The organism is Bacillus sp. 220_BSPC (genome assembly GCF_001054655.1).
Classification (GTDB): Bacteria; Bacillota; Bacilli; order Bacillales; family DSM-1321; genus Peribacillus; species Peribacillus frigoritolerans.
In genome coordinates this window covers 67,235-87,524 of the sequence record NZ_JVPL01000188.1, presented here as the reverse complement: position 1 = coordinate 87,524, position 20,290 = coordinate 67,235, and the positions used below count along the sequence as shown (strand labels likewise).

General features: G+C 41.2%; 19 protein-coding genes. All 19 read left to right on the top strand.

The genetic code is table 11. The features are described from left to right. Positions 1-82: 82 nt before the first annotated feature. The 19 genes from ADA55_RS14050 to ADA55_RS13960 all read left to right on the top strand — a co-directional run bounded on the left by ADA55_RS14050 (position 83) and on the right by ADA55_RS13960 (position 20,280). Positions 83-538 (top strand): chemotaxis protein CheW, encoded by a 456-nt coding sequence (locus tag ADA55_RS14050; RefSeq protein ID WP_048684800.1) that lies wholly within the window; start codon positions 83-85, stop codon positions 536-538. Positions 539-542: 4 nt separating this feature from the next. After that, a complete protein-coding gene (locus ADA55_RS14045; protein ID WP_048684797.1) occupies positions 543-1,181 on the top strand; it encodes a chemotaxis protein CheC in 639 nt (212 codons plus the stop codon). Beyond that, positions 1,174-1,677, top strand: coding sequence for a chemotaxis protein CheD (locus tag ADA55_RS14040; RefSeq protein ID WP_048684791.1), 504 nt, complete (start codon positions 1,174-1,176; stop codon positions 1,675-1,677). Before ADA55_RS14045 ends, ADA55_RS14040 begins: the two co-directional genes overlap by 8 nt. Before the next feature lie 125 nt (positions 1,678-1,802). Continuing rightward, positions 1,803-2,567 (top strand): FliA/WhiG family RNA polymerase sigma factor, encoded by a 765-nt coding sequence (locus ADA55_RS14035; protein ID WP_048684787.1) that lies wholly within the window; start codon positions 1,803-1,805, stop codon positions 2,565-2,567. Between the two features lie 260 nt (positions 2,568-2,827). Next, the gene (locus tag ADA55_RS14030; RefSeq protein ID WP_048684783.1) at positions 2,828-3,433 is read left to right on the top strand and encodes a DUF6115 domain-containing protein; all 606 of its coding nucleotides are present in this window, start codon (positions 2,828-2,830) and stop codon (positions 3,431-3,433) included. A gap of 154 nt (positions 3,434-3,587) precedes the next feature. After that, positions 3,588-4,301, top strand: coding sequence for a 30S ribosomal protein S2 (rpsB, locus tag ADA55_RS14025; RefSeq protein ID WP_034313644.1), 714 nt, complete (start codon positions 3,588-3,590; stop codon positions 4,299-4,301). 308 nt (positions 4,302-4,609) lie between these two features. Further along, the gene (tsf, locus tag ADA55_RS14020) at positions 4,610-5,494 is read left to right on the top strand and encodes a translation elongation factor Ts (RefSeq protein ID WP_034313641.1); all 885 of its coding nucleotides are present in this window, start codon (positions 4,610-4,612) and stop codon (positions 5,492-5,494) included. A gap of 125 nt (positions 5,495-5,619) precedes the next feature. Beyond that, positions 5,620-6,342: a UMP kinase gene (gene pyrH, locus ADA55_RS14015; protein ID WP_034313639.1), complete on the top strand. Its 723-nt coding sequence runs from the start codon at positions 5,620-5,622 to the stop codon at positions 6,340-6,342. A 2-nt stretch (positions 6,343-6,344) separates the two neighbouring features. Further along, a complete protein-coding gene (frr, locus tag ADA55_RS14010) occupies positions 6,345-6,902 on the top strand; it encodes a ribosome recycling factor (RefSeq protein ID WP_048684777.1) in 558 nt (185 codons plus the stop codon). Between the two features lie 400 nt (positions 6,903-7,302). Beyond that, a complete protein-coding gene (locus tag ADA55_RS14005) occupies positions 7,303-8,076 on the top strand; it encodes an isoprenyl transferase (protein ID WP_034313634.1) in 774 nt (257 codons plus the stop codon). Positions 8,077-8,101: 25 nt separating this feature from the next. Further along, positions 8,102-8,899, top strand: a complete 798-nt coding sequence (locus tag ADA55_RS14000; protein ID WP_048684942.1) for a phosphatidate cytidylyltransferase — start codon at positions 8,102-8,104, stop codon at positions 8,897-8,899. A 43-nt stretch (positions 8,900-8,942) separates the two neighbouring features. Beyond that, entirely contained in the window at positions 8,943-10,103 is a 1,161-nt protein-coding gene (dxr, locus tag ADA55_RS13995; protein ID WP_048684774.1) for a 1-deoxy-D-xylulose-5-phosphate reductoisomerase, read from the top strand. Positions 10,104-10,110: 7 nt separating this feature from the next. Further along, positions 10,111-11,379, top strand: coding sequence for an RIP metalloprotease RseP (gene rseP, locus ADA55_RS13990; protein WP_048684772.1), 1,269 nt, complete (start codon positions 10,111-10,113; stop codon positions 11,377-11,379). Positions 11,380-11,649: 270 nt separating this feature from the next. Next, positions 11,650-13,350, top strand: a complete 1,701-nt coding sequence (locus ADA55_RS13985) for a proline--tRNA ligase (RefSeq protein ID WP_048684770.1) — start codon at positions 11,650-11,652, stop codon at positions 13,348-13,350. A gap of 165 nt (positions 13,351-13,515) precedes the next feature. After that, complete coding sequence (locus ADA55_RS13980; protein WP_048684767.1) at positions 13,516-17,838, top strand: PolC-type DNA polymerase III; 4,323 nt, start codon at positions 13,516-13,518, stop codon at positions 17,836-17,838. A 192-nt stretch (positions 17,839-18,030) separates the two neighbouring features. Further along, entirely contained in the window at positions 18,031-18,504 is a 474-nt protein-coding gene (gene rimP, locus ADA55_RS13975; RefSeq protein WP_048684765.1) for a ribosome maturation factor RimP, read from the top strand. A 43-nt stretch (positions 18,505-18,547) separates the two neighbouring features. After that, the gene (gene nusA, locus ADA55_RS13970; RefSeq protein ID WP_048684764.1) at positions 18,548-19,678 is read left to right on the top strand and encodes a transcription termination factor NusA; all 1,131 of its coding nucleotides are present in this window, start codon (positions 18,548-18,550) and stop codon (positions 19,676-19,678) included. A gap of 16 nt (positions 19,679-19,694) precedes the next feature. Next, positions 19,695-19,970 carry an RNase P modulator RnpM gene (rnpM, locus tag ADA55_RS13965; protein WP_034313617.1) on the top strand — a complete coding sequence of 92 codons (276 nt, stop codon included), beginning with the start codon at positions 19,695-19,697 and terminating at the stop codon, positions 19,968-19,970. Positions 19,971-19,974: 4 nt separating this feature from the next. Then, entirely contained in the window at positions 19,975-20,280 is a 306-nt protein-coding gene (locus ADA55_RS13960; protein WP_034313614.1) for a YlxQ family RNA-binding protein, read from the top strand. The last annotated feature ends 10 nt before the right edge of the window (positions 20,281-20,290 follow it).

The window sequence follows — 20,290 nt, the reverse complement described above, 5'->3', positions numbered from 1 at the left end:
GTATTGAGATGGTTCGGCCGTGACGATGCAGATTTCGTCAAGACTTCACAATCATCATTAGTTTTTTTAAGGAGGGGAATAGATGTCGGAGGATATGAAAGTAATCGTATTTCAAATAAAGGATAAGGAATATGCAATTCCAGTGGATAAGGTCAGCGGCATTGAAAAGCTACTGCATATTACCAGGGTTCCAAAGGCTTTAAAATTCGTTAAGGGAGTCATAAATTTAAGGGGGGTAATCACTCCAATTATTGATTTACGGGTTCGTTTTGATTTTGAAGAGGTGGAATACGATGAATCAACAAGGATTATCATCGTCATTCTGGATGATATGGAGGTGGGGTTAATAGTGGACTCTGCCAATGATGTTTTGGATATTCCAGTGGAGAGTATCGAACCTCAGCCTGAAGTTGTGGGACATTTGGCTTCAGAATACATTAGCGGAGTGGCTAAAATTGAAAAGCGACTGCTTGTCCTGATTAATTTGGAGAAGGCCTTAAGTCTTGATATGACTGAAAATATGTTAAGAGAAGGATAATCATATGTCGTTCATTGAGAAAATCAACACTCTTCAGCTCGATATTTTGAAGGAAATCGGTAATATAGGTGCAGGAAACGCAGCAACTGCACTTTCTGCCATCCTTAATAGGAAAATTGATATGAATGTTCCTAATGTCCGAATCGTTTCCTTTGATGAAATGATGGAAATGGCTGGCGGGGCCGATCACGTCGTGGCCAGCGTTTTTCTTAGAATAGAAGGTGATGCTTCAGGAAGTATGTTTTTTATCCTTTCACTACCTGTAGCCCAATACTTGATTCGTAGGATGACTGGTGATGAAACCTTTTTGATGGAATCCGCACCCTATACTGAATTGGCACTCTCTTGCCTTCAGGAATTAGGGAATATTTTATCGGGATCCTATCTCTCTGCCCTTTCTGATTTTACCCGATTGAATATCTATCCATCCGTTCCTTCCTTGAGCATCGATATGGCAGGGGCAACGATCAGTTATGGGTTATTGGAATTATCTCAAGTAAGTGACGCAGCCATCGTCATTGAAACTGTACTTGAAAAGGACCAGCTTTTTGCTGACTCGGTTAGTGGTCATTTCTTTTTATTACCTGATCCCGAATTTTTTGATATCATTTTTTCCGCCTTAGGGGTCTCACCTAATGACTGAATCGGTAAAGGTCCAGGTTGTTAAGGTTGGAATAGCTGATATGAATATAATAAAACCTCCCTATACGATTCGTACTTCAGGTTTGGGATCGTGTGTCGGTGTTGTGATTTATGATGAAAAAAAAGAAATTGCAGGTTTGGCCCATATCATGCTTCCAGACTCTTCACTCGCTAAATCGGGACAGATCAACGTTGCCAAATTTGCAGATACGGCGATAAAGGAATTAGTGCATGTATTAGTAAAAGAAGGCGCAAGAATGCCATTCCTAAAAGCGAAGCTGGCTGGCGGCGCACAAATGTTTCAATTTGCCTCCGGAGGGGATTTAATGAGAATCGGACCCCGGAATGTGGAAGCGGTCCGGAAAGGGTTATCTGACTTGCGGATTAGAATCGTTGCCGAAGATGTTGGCGGGAATAGCGGAAGAACGATTGAATTCAATTTAAATGATTGTCTGCTAAATATACGGACCGTTACAAAAGGGACTAAAAACATATAGGATCGGATTTGACTCTTTAAAAACCAAAATATGACAGATGCATTTGCAACCGAATTATTATTGCATGTATGGCTTTAAGGGCCGTATTGATCACAAATCGTATAACAATGTTAGGAGGATGTCCAATGTCTCATCTGACCATCGAAGAGGAGCAGTTATGTTGGAAAAATTGGGTGGATTGCAGAGATCCGCTAGCCGGGGACATTTTGGTAAAGAAATACATACCTCTCGTATCGTACCATGTTCAACGTATTTCAGTAAGTCTTCCTAAAAATGTGAGCCGGGATGATATAAGGAGTTTAGGGATGATGGGGTTATTCGATGCCCTGGAACGTTTTGATACGAAGCGTGACCTCAAGTTTGACACATATGCATCATTTAGAATTCGTGGTGCCATTTTAGATGGATTAAGAAAAGAGGATTGGCTTCCACGGAGTGCAAGAGATAATGCCAAGAAAATTGAATCTGCAATAGAGAAGCTGGAGCAGCAATACATGAGGAACCTTTCGCCAAATGAAATTGCCGCTGAATTGAATATTCCGGAAGATGAAGTATATGCTGCATTAAATGAGAATTTCTTTGCCAATGTACTATCTATGGATGAAAATCCCCAAGAGGACGATAAAGAAAGCGTGAATTTTCATATTAAAGATGAAAAGGCGGATTTACCTGAGGATCATGTGTTAAGGGATGAACTGTATGAGGAATTAGTCAAAGTCATTGAAACCCTAAATGAAAAAGAACAGTTGGTTTTACAGCTTTTTTATAAAGAAGAACTGACGTTAACCGAAATCGGACAAGTGATGAGTTTATCTACGTCACGGATATCCCAAATTCACTCGAAATCGATTTATAAATTAAGAAATACGATGCAAGATCAAAAGATTTAATGAAGATATTTTCATTGAAGAGGCTATGGAGTCTGGAAGGCATAAGAGATTGCTATTGATCGAAGAAAGCCCTATAAATCAACTTGATAGAATTTTTAGGGATACCTTCATCAATAAATATTTCGAGATCACAGAATCTTCGAACTGTACGTTGTCAAGAAGAGCATAGGGAAAGTAATCAAGAAAAAAACAACAGTGAAAAAAGATCCCCATCCGCTAAAGGTAACAGGATTGACTATTCCGGTTAATTAGGAGGCAGCATGTCAGCATTTTTTATATTTCTGTTGTTTATATTGAACATATTCACCATTTTTGCCATCATCGTTTTATATCTTCGGCAAAATCGTTTAAGTAAGTTGGAAAAAGACCAAAAAGCCGTCATTGGAGAAATGGAACAACTTTTGTCTGGTTATTTAATGGAGATAAAGGAGGACAACGAGACACTGGTAAAGGCAATCAACAATTCGGTGGCGATGAATCCTGAGCATGGACAAAAAGGACAAGAACATGGTTCAATCAAAGAAACTAAGGAAGAAAAACAAGAAAAACAAGAACAAAACATTCTGCTAGAGTATAAAGCGGGAAGTCATGCCGCCGCTAAAAAGCAGGCGATTAACGCTTATAAAATAATGCCTGAAGAAAATGAGGCCAATGCTTTACCCGTAAAAGTCGAGGACAAATTGGAACTTGCATCGGCTGCCATGGAATTTTCGGACATGCTGCAGGCTTCGTTAAATGAACGGTCATTAAATGAAAAAGTGGATATGTTAGCGGATCAAGGACATTCAGTAGTTGAAATCGCCAAAAAGTTAGGTCGCGGTCAAACGGAGATAGAGCTATTACTAAAGTTTCGCATGAATAGATAAACTTATCTCTTGATTGTGCAGAGTCATTATGATATATTATGAAATGGTGTTAATACACACGCCCCGTGATTCTTGCAGATGGTGCTGTTACGACAGTTTCTGTATGAAAATGATCGGTGCGGAGGAAAAACAAAACCATTTAGGAGGAACTAAAATGTCAGTCATTTCTATGAAACAATTGCTTGAAGCTGGTGTGCATTTCGGACACCAAACACGTCGCTGGAACCCGAAAATGAAGAAATATATCTTCACTGAGCGTAACGGCATCTACATCATCGACCTTCAAAAAACAGTTAAAAAGGTTGAAGAAGCTTATAACTTCGTGAAAGAACTAGCTGCTAACGGCGGTACTGTTCTTTTCGTCGGAACTAAAAAACAAGCTCAAGAATCTGTTAAAGAAGAAGCTATCCGTTCTGGTATGTACTATGTAAACCAACGTTGGTTAGGTGGAACTTTAACAAACTTTGAAACAATCCAAAAACGTATCGCTCGTCTTAAAGATATCGAAAAAATGGAAGAAAACGGAACTTTCGAAGTCCTTCCTAAAAAAGAAGTTATCCAACTTAAAAAAGAATGGGATCGCTTAGAGAAATTCTTAGGCGGTATTAAAGATATGAAGACTCTTCCAGATGCAATCTTCGTTATCGACCCACGCAAAGAGCGTATTGCTGTTGCGGAAGCACACAAATTGCACATTCCACTTGTTGGTATCGTTGATACAAACTGTGATCCGGATGAAATCGATGTAGTTATTCCTGCGAATGACGATGCAATCCGTGCTGTTAAATTATTAACAGGTAAAATGGCAGATGCTATCTTAGAAGCTAAACAAGGCGAAGAAACAGCAACTGAAACAACTACTGCTTAATAAGTAAAAAAGGTTGCTTATTCAGTAAGAAAAAAGGTGATAAGAGGATAATGCCTTTTATCCCTTTTTTTTGCACTAAATAAACATACATAAAATCACTGTACGGAATGTCATTTTTAAAAGGTATGGGCGATTTTTAAGGGATGAAAATCATCTGCTGGTTTAGTTCCGTCATATTGACTGAAAATGTGGATGTTTTTCGGAAATATTGTCAAAGCTCGTTATTTTCTTTGATGATAACAAGTATTTTTTGGCAATAATGGGTAAAGATTGAATAAACTGCATTTAATTTGAGGAGGATATATATTATGGCAATCACTGCACAATTAGTTAAAGAATTGCGTGAAAAAACTGGTGCCGGTATGATGGACTGTAAAAAGGCACTTGTACAAACTGAAGGCGATATGGAAAAGGCAATCGATTTCCTACGTGAAAAAGGAATTGCAAAAGCTGCTAATAAAGGCGACCGTATCGCTGCTGAAGGTTTAACTTCAATCGTTGTTGAAGGAAACCAAGCGGTTATTCTTGAAGTGAACTCTGAAACTGATTTCGTTGCTAAAAACGAAGGCTTCCAAATTCTTGTTAAGGAATTGGCTGGGTTCCTTCTTGCGAACAAACCTGAAAGCGTTGAAGCTGCTCTTGAGCAAACAATGGAAAATGGAGCAAAAGTTGCAGATCATATCAATGCTGCTGTTGCTAAAATTGGGGAAAAATTAACTCTTCGCCGTTTCCAAGTCGTTTCTAAAACAGATAACGATGCATTTGGTGCATACCTTCACATGGGTGGACGCATCAGCGTACTATCAGTTCTTGAAGGTACAACTGACGAAGAGGCAGCTAAAAGCGTTTCAATGCATATTGCTGCAATTAACCCTAAATATATCTCTCGCGACCAAGTGGATGCTAGCGAATTAGAACGCGAACGCGAAGTTCTTACGCAGCAAGCTCTTAATGAAGGAAAACCTGAAAAAATCGTTGCGAAAATGGTTGAAGGACGTATCAATAAATTCTACGAAGAAATCTGTGTTAACGAACAAGCTTTCGTTAAGAACCCTGATCAAAAAGTGGGACAATTCGTTGAATCAAAAGGTGGAAAAATCCAATCATTCGTTCGTTATGAAGTAGGGGAAGGTCTTGAAAAACGTCAAGAAAACTTCGCTGAAGAAGTAATGAACCAAGTTAAAAAAGACTAATTGTCAGATAATTAATAATGGGGAACACTCTTGTGTTCCCTATTTTTTGAAATGTCATGAATTTTTGGCAGTATTGCAAGAAAGCATGATGAACGAATGAAAAGATTACATAGTTGGAGGTTCTCATGAGTAACGCTAAATATAAACGTGTCGTTCTAAAACTAAGTGGTGAAGCATTAGCCGGTGAAGAAGGATTTGGAATTAACCCTGCAGTGATTAAATCCATTGCTGAACAAGTCAAGGAAGTGGCTGAGCTTGATGTGGAAGTGGCTGTTGTTGTCGGTGGCGGAAACATCTGGCGCGGGAAAATAGGCAGTGAAATGGGCATGGATCGTGCTAATGCCGATTATATGGGGATGTTGGCTACAGTCATGAACTCATTGGCATTACAAGACAGCCTTGATCAGCTTGGAATTGAAACGCGCGTGCAAACTTCCATTGAGATGAGACAAGTCGCAGAACCATACATTAGACGCCGTGCAATCAGGCATCTAGAGAAAAAGAGAGTGGTGATTTTTGCAGCTGGTACAGGTAATCCATACTTCTCAACGGATACCACTGCCGCCCTGCGTGCTGCAGAAATTGAAGCTGATGTCATCTTGATGGCGAAGAATAATGTGGATGGCGTATACAATGCAGATCCGGTTAAAGACAAAAATGCAGTGAAGTATGATAAACTTTCCTATCTTGATGTGATTAAAGAAGGGTTAGAAGTAATGGATTCAACTGCGTCCTCACTATGCATGGACAATGATATTCCATTGATCGTCTTCTCGATCATGGAAAAAGGTAATATTAAACGGGCCGTTTTAGGCGAAACGCTTGGAACTATTGTAAGGGGGAAATAAAGATGCCGAAACAAGTTATTTCGAATGCGAAAACGAAAATGGAAAAAGCCATTGGAGCGTACACACGTGAATTAGCAAGCATCCGTGCCGGAAGGGCAAATGCCTCATTGCTTGATAGAATCTCGATTGATTATTATGGTTCGCCGACACCAGTTAATCAGGTGGCTGGTATTTCTGTCCCGGAAGCTAGACTATTAGTCATTCAACCATATGATAAAACGGTATTGGGTGAAATCGAAAAGGCGATTTTGAAATCAGACTTAGGCTTAAATCCTTCTAATGATGGATCGGTCATCAGGATAGCCATCCCGGCGTTAACTGAAGAGCGCAGAAAAGAGCTTGTGAAAGTTGTGAAAAAAGAAGCGGAAGAGGCGAAAATAGCTGTCCGTAATGTGCGTCGCGATGCTAATGATGATTTGAAAAAGCTTGAAAAAAGTGGTGAAATCACTGAAGATGATTTACGTGGCTATGCTGATGACATCCAAAAGATGACAGATGGCAATATCACGAGAATCGATGAAATTACAAAAGATAAAGAAAAAGAAATTTTGGAAGTATAATTTCCATTGAAGTATTGATTAAATAAAGAGGGCCGAATCCATACTGGGTCATGTCTTGGTGCTAACATATAGGTGTGCTTAAAGGAGAAAACTGTTATAATAAGGTTTCTCCGATAATGATTACTCCTTGAGTTAGTATGTTGCATGCAAACGTTGGAGGTGGTCCTTTTTTTGCATTTTTCATGGCAGTCATAATCGGTTTTAGAAAAAAATAAGGAATGATTTCTCCCTTTCAAGCTTCTAATGAAGAAATAATTTTCATAATAATAATATGAGAACCAGTTTTTTTTTGATATTATAATATAGATTCTTTTTAAGCGGCAGAAAGCTTGATATACATAGTGCACGAAAAACTTTGCCTTTGTAGAGAGATAAGTACAACCTGATGGGGGACTAACATATGTATTCACTTTGGAAGCGTTTCGTTAAAAAAGATGCTTCTTCCGATGTAACAAATAGGATTCAGCATATTAAACAGTTTGATGTTCCTCAGCATATCGCCATCATTATGGATGGGAACGGCCGTTGGGCCAAAAAGCGTGCATTGCCACGTGTGGCGGGTCATCATGAAGGAATGAAAACCGTTCGTAGAATTACGAAAGTTGCCAATAAATTAGGGGTCAAAACTTTGACGGTCTATGCGTTTTCCACTGAAAATTGGAAACGTCCGAAAAGTGAAGTCGACTTTTTGATGAAGCTGCCCCAGGAATTTCTTGGGACTTTTTTACCCGAGCTCATTTCCGAAAATGTTAGAGTTGAAACGATTGGGGACTTGTCACTCATTCCGTCACATACTCAAAGTGCCGTTAAACGGGCAATGGAAGACACGAAAGACAATGATGGGATGATTCTGAATTTTGCCCTGAACTATGGAAGCCGTGGGGAGATTGTATCTGCAGTGAATAGCATCATTCAAGATGCTAAGAATGGTATAATAAAGGAAAATGTAACGGAGGAAATGGTATCCAGTTACCTGATGACCAAACATTTGTCGGATCCTGATTTACTGATCCGTACAAGCGGTGAAATCCGTTTAAGTAATTTCATGCTTTGGCAGTCTGCTTATACGGAGCTGTGGTTTACTGAAGTGCTGTGGCCGGATTTTAGTGAAGAGCATTTATTGCAGGCAGTTGAGGAGTATCAAAAGCGTTCACGAAGATTCGGTGGCGTTTAATGTAGAAGGCGAGGAAAATGGAATAATGAAACAACGAATTATTACGGCGGTCGTAGTTGCCGCTATCTTCATTCCACTAGTCATTTTAGGGGGCACTCCCTTTTTACTGACGGTTTATCTGTTAGGTTCAATTGGTTTATATGAACTGATGAAAATGAAAAAGTTACGTGTACTTTCTTTTGAAGCAATTCTTTCTCACATATTATTGTGGGTGCTTTTATTGCCTAATGAGCATACCGCTTTTTTGGCAGAAATTAATTATGATAAAGTTCAAGTATTCTTAATCGGGGTTTTACTGCTGTTACTTTATACAGTCGTTTCAAAAAACCGTTTTACCTTTGATGACGCAGGCTTTCTAGTGATTTCAATCCTATACTTGGGCATAGGTTTCTACTTCCTATTTGAAACACGTGACTCTTTGGGGTTGGGGCTGATTTATATCCTGCTTACCCTATTTACGATCTGGGCAACTGATTCCGGAGCCTACTTCATTGGTAAATCGCTTGGTAAAAGAAAGCTGTGGCCAGAAATAAGTCCAAACAAGACGGTGGAAGGATTTATCGGCGGGTTAATATCCGCGATGGTGGTGGGTGTTCTATTTTACGCCTTCTCCAGCCTTGATTACACGTTATTACAATTATTATTGATTTCATTAATCATTGGGGTATTCGGCCAATTGGGTGATCTCGTCCAATCGGCGTATAAACGTCATTATGGCGTAAAGGATTCAGGGAACCTTCTCCCGGGACATGGTGGAATTTTGGACAGGCTTGATAGTGTGATCTTCATTTTACCGATTTTGCATTTATTGCATGTTTTATAATATAAATATAGGCAAGCGTTATATGAATTAGGAGATGAACAATTTGAAAAATATCAGCCTTTTGGGCGCGACAGGATCGATTGGTCAACAAACAGCGGATGTAGTTAGGTCCCATCCAGATCAATTCAAGATCGTGGCGCTTTCTGCTGGAAAGAATATAGAATTGGTCAGGACTTATATACAAGAGTTTGAACCGAAACTGGTTTCAGTCCAGACGGAAGAAGATTATCATGTTTTGAAAAGTGAATTCTCCAACCGCAAAGATATCGAGTTCATGTATGGGGATGAGGGATTGACTGCTGTTGCTGTTTATGGTCAGGCGACGATATTGGTCAATGCCGTCATCGGAAGCGTGGGTCTTTATCCCACGCTTCAAGCAATAAAGGCTAAAAAGGATATTGCAATCGCCAACAAGGAGACGTTGGTGACGGCAGGTCATTTGGTCATAAGTGAAGCAAAAAAATCGGGGGTCAGATTGCTGCCGGTTGACAGTGAGCATTCCGCTATTTTTCAGGCACTGCAAGGTGAAAAGGAAAAAAATATAGAACGTCTTGTCATTACTGCTTCAGGAGGCAGTTTTCGAGATCGGACCAGGGAAGAATTGAAGGATGTAACGGTGGAAGAGGCACTGAACCATCCGAACTGGTCAATGGGAGCTAAAATCACGATCGATTCAGCATCAATGATGAATAAAGGTTTGGAAGTGATTGAGGCCCATTGGCTATTTGAACTTCCCTACGATAAAATTGATGTATTGCTACATAAGGAGAGCATCATCCATTCCATGGTTGAGTTTCATGACTCCAGCGTGATAGCACAACTGGGGACACCGGATATGCGGGTGCCGATACAATATGCACTTACTTATCCAGACCGTATTCCGCTGGCAGGTCGCAAACGATTGAACCTTGCTGAAGCAGGCAAACTGCATTTTAGGGATATGGATTTCACCAGATATCCTTGTTTGCAATTCGCTTATAAAGCAGGTAAAATGGGCGGAACGATGACTACTGTGTTAAATGCCGCCAATGAAGCCGCAGTCTCTGCATTCTTATCTGGAAAGGTAACCTTCCTTGAAATTGAGACATTGATTGAAAAAGCGCTGAATCAGCATTCCGTCATAGCCCTTCCAGATTTAGAAACGATTCAGGAAGTCGATAATATGACAAGGCAGTATATAGAATCTTTAGTGAAAGATAGGTGACCGGAACATGCAGACTTTAGAAACGATTATAGCGTTCATCATCATTTTTGGAGCTCTAGTATTTTTCCATGAGCTTGGGCACTTAGTGTTTGCAAAGCGAGCAGGAATCTTATGCCGTGAGTTCGCAATCGGTTTCGGGCCAAAAGTATTCACATATAAAAAGAAGGAAACCGTTTATACCATCCGATTGCTTCCTCTTGGCGGTTACGTGCGTATGGCCGGTGAAGATGCAGAAAATATAGAATTGAAACCCGGCTATCGGGTGGGGTTAATGTTCGATAATGATGAGAATGTTACAAAGATCATTTTGAACAATAAAGATAAATATCCTGATATTCGTCTTGTGGAAGTTGAAGTGATCGACCTTGATCATAAACTGATCCTTACTGGTTATGAAGAGGGCGAGGAAGATACACTAAAAACGTTTACCATCAATAAAGAAGCTGTGATCGTTGAAAATGGTGTAGAGAACCAGATTGCTCCTTTTGACAGGCAATTTGCCTCAAAATCGCTTGGGCATCGTTTTCTGACGATTGTAGCTGGTCCGGCAATGAATTTCGTTTTGGCTTTTGTCATTTTTGTGCTGATCGGCCTGTTTCAAGGTGTCGTGGTGGATGAAGCGAAACTTGGTGAGTTGACTCCGGATGGTTCGGCTGTAAATGCCGGTTTAAAATCGGGAGATGTCATTCAATCCATAGAAGGGACAGAAGTCTCCACTTGGGGAGATGTTCAGGAAAGCATTCAGAAGAACCCTGGGCAAGAGATCGAGTTCGTCGTTGACAGGGACGGGAAAACATTAGAAGTACCGGTTGTTCCACAAGAAGTGGAAAGGGAAGGGAAGAAAATCGGGATTATCGGTGTTTACCCTCCGGTTGAAAAAGCACCGATTAAAGCTATACAATATGGTTTTACAGAAACGTATTTTTGGACAAAACAAATCTTCATCATCCTTGGTGATCTTGTAACGGGCGGATTTACGATCGACAGTTTATCTGGTCCTGTAGGCATATATAAATCAACTGAGGAAGTGGCGAAACAAGGTTTATTCACGTTAATGAAATGGGCAGGGCTGCTCAGCATTAATCTGGGAATCATGAACCTGCTTCCGCTGCCGGCATTGGATGGAGGAAGACTGTTATTCTTTGTGGTCGAATTCTTAAGAGGGAAACCAATTGACCGTCAAAAAGAAGGGATGGTCCACTTCATCGGCTTTGCTTTGCTGATGTTATTGATGATCGTCGTTACCTGGAATGACATCCAGCGATTCTTCCTGTAAGACATGTTTGGATAATGCAAAAACTGGCCAGCAGAATTATCTGTTGGCCGTTTTCTTATCTGAAGGGATTGCCTAGTTTTTTTATCGTTTTGGGGAAATTGTTTGTTTTCTAGGGAAATCGTAAGTATAATCGAGAATGAGTATATTAAATTAGCTTTTCTGAATGACCGGAAAGTCTTTTTTGTATGAAATGACCGTATTAAAATGTTGCGGTATCAAAATTTACCGAAGCTGCAAGTAATTTAAAGGAAATATTGAAGAGGTGCAAATATGAAACAAAGTATGACGTTGATACCTACATTGAGGGAAGTGCCTGCAGATGCTGAAATCAAAAGTCATCAGCTGCTATTGCGTGCAGGATTTATGAGACAAAATTCCAGCGGGGTTTATAGTTTTATGCCGCTTGGAAAAAAGGTGCTTCAAAAGGTTGAGGCGATCGTTCGGGAAGAACTGGAAAATGCTGGTGCAGTGGAACTGTTGATGCCGGCTTTACAACAAGCCGAATTCTGGCAGGAATCTGGACGCTGGTATACTTATGGTCCAGAGCTGATGCGGCTCAAGGATCGCAACAACCGTGAATTTGCGCTTGGTGCCACGCATGAAGAAGTGATAACCAGTTTAGTTCGCGATGAGGTGAAATCCTATAAGCGTCTTCCATTGACGGTTTACCAAATCCAAACCAAATTCCGTGATGAAAAAAGACCGCGTTTCGGATTGTTGCGTGGACGTGAGTTCATCATGAAGGATGCTTATTCTTTCCATGCTAATCAAGAAAGCCTGGATGATGTATATAAAAATTTATATGCGGCATATTCGAACATATTTAGCCGTTGTGGGTTGAACTTCCGTGCGGTCATTGCCGATTCTGGGGCAATGGGTGGTAAGGATACACATGAATTCATGGTCCTGTCTGAAATAGGGGAGGATACCATCGCTTATTCGGATACTTCCGATTATGCAGCCAATATTGAAATGGCACCTGTGAATGTAAAATATGAAAAAAGCGGCGAAGAACAAATTGCACTTGAAAAAATTCATACACCAGGTCAAAAATCGATAGAAGAAGTTGCTTCATTCCTGAATACTGATGCAGCGAAACTAATAAAATCATTATTGTTTAAAGTGGATGAAAAGTATGTGCTAGTTTTGGTACGAGGAGATCATGAAGTCAATGATATCAAGCTGAAGAACTTCTTTAACGCTTCAATCGTTGATTTGGTCGATCCAAATGAGACGAAGGATGTCTTGGGATGTGCCATTGGATCTCTTGGACCAATAAATGTCACTTCTGAAGTGGAAGTGATTGCGGATCTTGCCGTTGAAGCCATGGTTAATGGAGTTTGTGGTGCAAATGAGGAAGACCACCATTATGTGAACGTCAATCCCGCTCGTGATTTTAACGTGGCCAATTATATAGATCTTCGTTTCATCCAAGAGGGTGATCCATCACCCGACGGAAACGGAAAAATTAAATTTGCCAAAGGGATTGAGGTAGGCCACGTATTCAAGCTAGGAACAAAATATTCCGAAGCTATGAATGCGACATTCCTGGATGAGAATGGGCGGTCGCAGCCAATGATCATGGGATGTTATGGTATTGGGGTTTCCCGTACACTTGCAGCTGTCGCTGAACAATTCAACGATGAAAAAGGATTGGTCTGGCCAAAGAATTTAGCGCCATATCAAGTCCATTTGATTCCAATCAATATGAAGGATGAGGCTCAGGCTGCCCTGGCAGAAGAATTATATAAAGATTTAAAGGGACAAGGCATGGAAGTTCTAATGGATGATCGTCAAGAACGTGCGGGCGTAAAATTTGCAGACTCCGACTTGATCGGTCTCCCTGTCAGGGTGACTGTTGGTAAAAAGGCATCCGACGGAATTGTCGAAGTGAAAATCCGCAAAACGGGTGAGGTTCTTGAACTTGAAAGAGCTGAACTAACTCAAAAGCTTCACGAAATACTGGGATAATTTAAAAATGGGGGAACTAGGCATCATTCAATAGGATGATGCCTTTCCTTTTCATGGATTTGGATACTAGTGAAACATTCATGATATGTTATAATAGCCTCTGATATCAAAAAGAAAATGATAGTGAATAATATCTAAAGAGATAGTAGATAGGGGAGAGAGGGAATGGATCAAAATCCAAATAGCGGTAGAGAGAGATTTCAACTCTTGCTCCAGCAAATGGACTTGACCGAGGATGCCTTTGTAAATTATTTCATAGGTGCCGAAATTGATAAACTCTCAATCGAGAGGGAGTCCAAAACATGGCATTTTGCCTTTAATATACCTGCATTGATTCCTTGCAGTGTTCATACAAGACTTGCTACTCATCTAGCAAGTACGTTTTCCCATATTGCAAAGGTCACATTCAACTTGAATGTGGCCAATCCGCAAGTGACCGAACAATTGGTAAAAGAGTATTGGAAAAACTGCATTGGCGAGCTTGAAGGCATGTCTCCAGCACTGTTATCGCTCCTGAATGAACAAGTGCCAACGGTAAATGGATATAAGCTTATCGTAAGCGCCCGAAATGATACGGAAGCTGGTCAGCTGAAACGAAAATACTCCGGCATCATTTCGAATATCTACCAAACATTCGGTTTTCCTCCGTTGACACTTGAAGCGGAAGTGAAGGAAACGGTGTCGAATCCTGATTACCAAAAGTTTTTGGAAGAGAAACAAAAGGAAGACGCGGAAAAAGGACTTGCTGCGCTAGTGGAAATGCAGAAGAAAGAATCGGAAAAAGGCGGCGACGATGGCGTCTACGAAGGACCGGTTAAAATTGGCTATACGATTAAAGAAGATGCGGATTTCCGCAGAATCGAACAAATTATCGATGAAGAGCGCAGGATTGCTATCGAAGGATTCGTATTTGATGCAGAAGTGCGTGAGTTGCGAAGCGGACGAAGCCTGCTAACATTTAAAGTCACGGATTATACGAGCTCGATATTGGTCAAAATGTTTTCGCGTGATAAAGAAGATGCTGCCATACTTGCCCGAGTGAAAAAAGGGATGTGGGTACGTGCCCAAGGAAGCATCCAAAATGATACATTCGTACGTGACCTTGTAATGATCGCAAATGATATAAATGAAATTTCTAAACAAGGACGGCAGGATAAGGCCCCAGAAGGAGAAAAGCGTGTAGAACTGCATATGCATACCCCAATGAGCTCGATGGATGCAGTGACACCTACTTCAGCGCTTGTTGCCCAGGCTGCAAAGTGGGGGCATAAGGCTGTTGCCATTACAGATCATGCGGGAGCACAATCATTCCCTGAAGCTTATAGTGCCGGGAAAAAGAATGGTATCAAAATCCTTTATGGCGTCGAAGTGAATCTTGTAAATGATGGTGTACCCATCGTTTATAATGAGGCCCATATCGCTTTGGCAGATGCCACCTATGTTGTGTTTGACGTAGAGACGACGGGTCTGTCAGCCGTTTATGATACGATCATTGAATTTGCTGCAGTGAAAATCCGTGACGGTGACATCATTGATCGATTCGAGTCATTTGCTAATCCGCATCACCCACTATCCAATACGACGATAGAATTGACTGGAATCACTGATGATCTTGTAGAAAATGCTCCAGAAGTCTCGGAAGTGCTGGAAAAGTTCAAGGACTGGGCGGGCGATGCGATTCTGGTTGCCCACAACGCGGCCTTCGATATGGGGTTTTTGAATATAGGTTATAAAAACTTGGGTTATCCTAAAGCTTCCAATCCAGTGCTTGATACATTGGAACTTGCCCGTTTCTTATATCCGGAGTTTAAAAATCACCGGTTAAATACATTATGTAAAAAGTTCGATATTGATTTGACCCAGCATCATAGGGCCATTTATGACGCCGAAGCAACAGGTTACCTTATGCTGAAGATGCTGAAGGATGCAATGGAAAAGGAGATTACCCATCATGATCAACTTAATGACAATATGGGTAAAGGAAATGCTTACCAGCGTTCCCGGCCGTCCCATTGTACGTTGATCGCGCAAACACAGGCTGGCTTAAAAAACCTTTTTAAATTAATTTCAATATCACACATCGATTATTTCTATCGTGTGCCTCGATTACCGCGCTCACAACTTAAAAAGTATCGTGAAGGAATCCTGGTCGGATCGGGATGTGATAAAGGGGAAGTTTTTGAAGGGATGATGCAGAAGGGTTTTGAGGAAGTCGTCGATATCGCCGAATTCTACGATTATCTTGAAATCCATCCGAAGGAAGTGTATCAGCATTTGATTGAGCTTGAATATGTACGGGATGATAAATCATTAGAAACGATCATCTCCAATATCGTCAAGCTTGGTGAAAAGCTGGACAAGCCAGTCGTAGCCACGGGAAATGTGCATTATTTGGATCCGAATGATAAAATTTACCGTAAAATCCTTGTGAATTCACAAGGCGGCGCAAACCCGCTGAATCGTCATAAGCTTCCTGACGTACATTTTCGGACAACAGATGAAATGCTGCGGGAATTCTCCTTCCTCGGCTCCGAGAAAGCCAAAGAGGTCGTGGTAACCAACACGAATAAAATCGCTGATATGATTGAAGAAATCAAGCCAATCAAGGATGAATTATACACACCTAAAATTGAAGGTGCAGATGAAGAGATGCGTGAAATGAGTTATGGCATGGCAAGGAAGATTTATGGAGAAAACCTGCCGGAAATCGTGGAAGCCCGTCTTGAGAAAGAATTGAAAAGCATCATCGGCCACGGTTTTGCCGTTATTTATTTAATTTCCCACAAGCTTGTTAAAAAATCATTGAATGATGGTTATCTAGTTGGCTCAAGGGGATCGGTTGGATCATCTTTCGTTGCCACCATGACTGAAATTACAGAGGTGAACCCTCTTCCGCCGCATTATGTATGTCCTGAGTGCAAGAAATCCGAATTCTTCAATGACGGTTCTGTAGGTTCCGGGTTTGACCTGCCCGATAAAGACTGTCCCGATTGTAACATCGCTTATACAAAAGACGGGCATGATATCCCGTTTGAAACTTTCCTTGGATTTAAAGGGGATAAGGTTCCGGATATCGACTTGAACTTCTCCGGTGAATATCAGCCGAAGGCCCATAACTATACGAAGGTCTTATTCGGTGAAGAATATGTATATCGTGCCGGAACGATTGGTACGGTTGCTGAAAAAACGGCTTATGGATATGTAAAAGGGTATTCCTCTGATAATAACATCCATATGCGCGGAGCCGAGACCGATCGCCTTGTTGCCGGTTGTACTGGTGTGAAAAGGACGACTGGACAGCACCCGGGCGGAATCATCGTCGTTCCGGATTATATGGATATCTATGATTTCACACCAATTCAGTTCCCTGCGGATGACCGGAATTCAGAGTGGAAAACAACTCACTTTGATTTCCATTCCATTCACGATAATATTTTGAAACTTGATATACTTGGACACGATGATCCGACTGTAATCCGGATGCTTCAAGATTTAAGTGGCATTGATCCAAAGACCGTTCCTACCGATGATCCGGAAGTAATGAAAATATTCAGCAGTACTGAATCTTTAGGGGTTACCGAAGAACAGATCATGTGTAAAACGGGTACGCTAGGCATCCCGGAATTTGGTACGCGTTTTGTCCGGCAGATGCTTGAAGATACGAAACCTACTACTTTTTCCGAGCTTGTTCAGATTTCAGGCCTTTCCCACGGTACGGATGTATGGCTGAGCAATGCACAGGAACTGATCCACAACCGGATCTGTACACTAAGTGAGGTTATTGGCTGCCGGGATGATATTATGGTCTATCTGATCTATCAAGGTCTCGATCCTTCCCTGGCGTTTAAAATCATGGAATCTGTACGTAAAGGGAAAGGGCTCTCGGAGGAATTCGAAGAGGAAATGAGGAAAAATGAGGTGCCGGAATGGTATATCGATTCATGTAAGAAGATTAAATACATGTTCCCGAAAGCCCATGCTGCAGCTTACGTCTTAATGGCTGTCCGGATTGCCTATTTTAAAGTGCATCTGCCCTTATTATATTATGCGGCCTATTTCACAGTACGTGCCGATGATTTTGAAATCGACGCCATGACACGGGGATCGCAAGCGATCAAAGCAAAAATGGAAGAAATCATGGTTAAGGGATTGGATGCATCCACAAAGGAAAAGAATACATTGACGGTTCTTGAACTAGCTTTGGAAATGTGTGAACGAGGATATTCATTCGCTAAAGTGGACTTGTACAAATCCAGTGCAGATCAATTCCTGATTGAAGGAAATACTTTGATTCCGCCTTTCAATTCGATTCCAGGTCTTGGAACGAATGCGGCGATCAATATCGTCAACGCGCGGGGAAATGGTGAATTCCTTTCCAAAGAAGACCTTCAACAACGGGGTAAGGTTTCGAAGACCATCCTTGAATACCTTGATAAACAAGGCTGCCTGGAGTCATTGCCTGAACAAAATCAGTTATCTTTATTTTAAAGAGGAAACGGATTTCAAAAAGGAAGAAACAGACATGATATTTGCATAAATATCTTGATTATGGTATATTTTTATTGGAAATACTAAGAGGAACCAATGGCAAGAGTGGGGAAACCCACTCTTTCGTGTTGTAATGACCATTTATTTTGAATCCGAAACCAAGCGCATACAACGCACGTATGGAGGAAACAAATGAGTAAAAAGGTAACGGAAGTCGTAGAGGAATTAGCATTACCAATTCTAGAAGAATTGCAGCTTGAATTAGTCGAAGTGGAGTATGTGAAGGAAGGTAAAAGCTGGTTCCTTCGAGTGTACATTGATAAAGAAACAGGCGTAGATATTGATGATTGCGGAAATGTGAGTGAAAAACTCAGTGAAAAGCTTGATGAGGTTGATCCGATTCCACAAAATTATTTTCTCGAAGTTTCATCACCCGGAGCTGAAAGGCCTCTGAAAAAAGAGAAGGATTTCCTTAATGCTATCGGTAAAAATGTTTACATAAAAACATACGAGCCCATTTTAGATGAAAAAGAATTCGAAGGAATCTTAACCAGTTTCGATGGTGAAGAAGTGACACTCGAAGTCAGAATCAAGACAAGAAAGAAAACGATCGTCATACCATTCGAAAAGGTAGCCAAAGCAAGATTGGCGATTACCTTCGCTTAAGTCAAGCAAATCATTAATTTAAATATCCGTAAGGGGGATCACCATGGGCAATGAGTTATTGGATGCTCTCTATATTTTAGAAAACGAAAAAGGAATTTCCAGGGAGGTTTTGATCGACGCGATTGAATCTGCCCTTATATCGGCATATCGCCGTAACTTTAACCAAGCACAAAATGTACGTATCGACTTGAATCTTGGTAAAGGAACAATGCGTGTATTTGCCAGAAAAGACGTTGTTGACGAAGTGTTCGATTCGCGTCTGGAAATTTCTGTTGAAGAAGCAAGAGCAATTGATCCCAACTATCAGTTAGAGGATGTTGTCGAAATGGAAGTAACACCTAAGGATTTCGGCCGTATTGCTGCACAAACAGCAAAACAAGTCGTCACTCAAAGGGTGCGTGAAGCGGAACGGGGCATCATTTATGCCGAATTCATCGATCGTGAAGAGGATATCATGACTGGTATCGTTCAACGCCAGGATTCCCGATTCATTTATGTGAGCTTAGGTAAAATCGAGGCTTTGCTCCCGGTGAATGAGCAAATGCCGAATGAACAATATAAACCGCATGACCGCATTAAAGTTTTCATCACTAAAGTTGAAAAGACTTCCAAGGGTCCGCAAATTTTTGTATCCCGTTCACATCCTGGCCTTTTAAAACGTTTATTCGAAATCGAAGTGCCTGAAATTTTCGATGGGACAGTCGAGATCAAGTCAGTTGCCCGCGAAGCAGGCGACCGTTCAAAAATCTCCGTGCACTCCGATAACGAAGAAGTCGATCCTGTCGGTTCCTGTGTAGGCCAAAAAGGCCAGCGTGTTCAGGCGATCGTCAACGAATTGAAAGGTGAAAAGATCGATATCGTCAAATGGTCGGAGAACCCGGTCATTTTCGTTGCGAATGCTTTAAGCCCTTCAAAAGTACTTGAGGTCATTGTTAAAGAAGAGGAAAAGGCGACGACTGTAATCGTTCCGGATTATCAACTCTCCCTGGCAATTGGTAAGCGTGGACAAAATGCCCGTTTAGCTGCCAAGCTTACAGGCTGGAAAATTGATATCAAGAGTGAAACGGAAGCCCGCGAAGCTGGCATATATCCTGTGGAAGAACAGGAATTCCTTTTGAGCAGAGATAGTTATGTTACTGAAGAGGAAACAGATTTCGAAGAGGATAACGAGTAATTCGAGGTGAAAAAAGATGAATAACCGAAAAAAAATCCCGATGCGTAAATGTGTGGCAACAGGCGAAATGAAGCCGAAGAAAGAACTCATTCGCATCGTTCGATCTAAAGAAGGGGAAGTCAGCCTGGATCCGACCGGTAAGAAATCTGGAAGGGGAGCTTATTTGACTCTTGATCGGGATGTTATCGAGCTGGCCAAAAAGAAAAATGTGCTGGCTAATCACCTTAGTACCCAAATCGATTCTTCCCTTTATGAACAATTGCTCGAATTAGTGAATAAGGAGAAAAACTAACACCATGACCCAACAACAACAATGGATGTCTCTATTAGGTTTGGCCAATCGAGCACGCAAGCTAATTTCGGGTGAAGAATTAGTGGTTAAAGAGATTAGAAGCGGTAATGCCAAAGTTGTTATTTTATCCGCGGACGCTTCAAAAAACACTGAAAAAAAAATATCTGATAAGTGCGCATTTTATCAGGTTCCTTTAAAAAGAGTCGAAAGCAGGTCATTGCTCGGCCATGCGATAGGTAAGGATGCTAGAGTTGCCGTCGCAGTTCTGGATGAAGGTTTTGCACAAAAACTCCGAACGCTGCTCGATTAAATTTTACGGG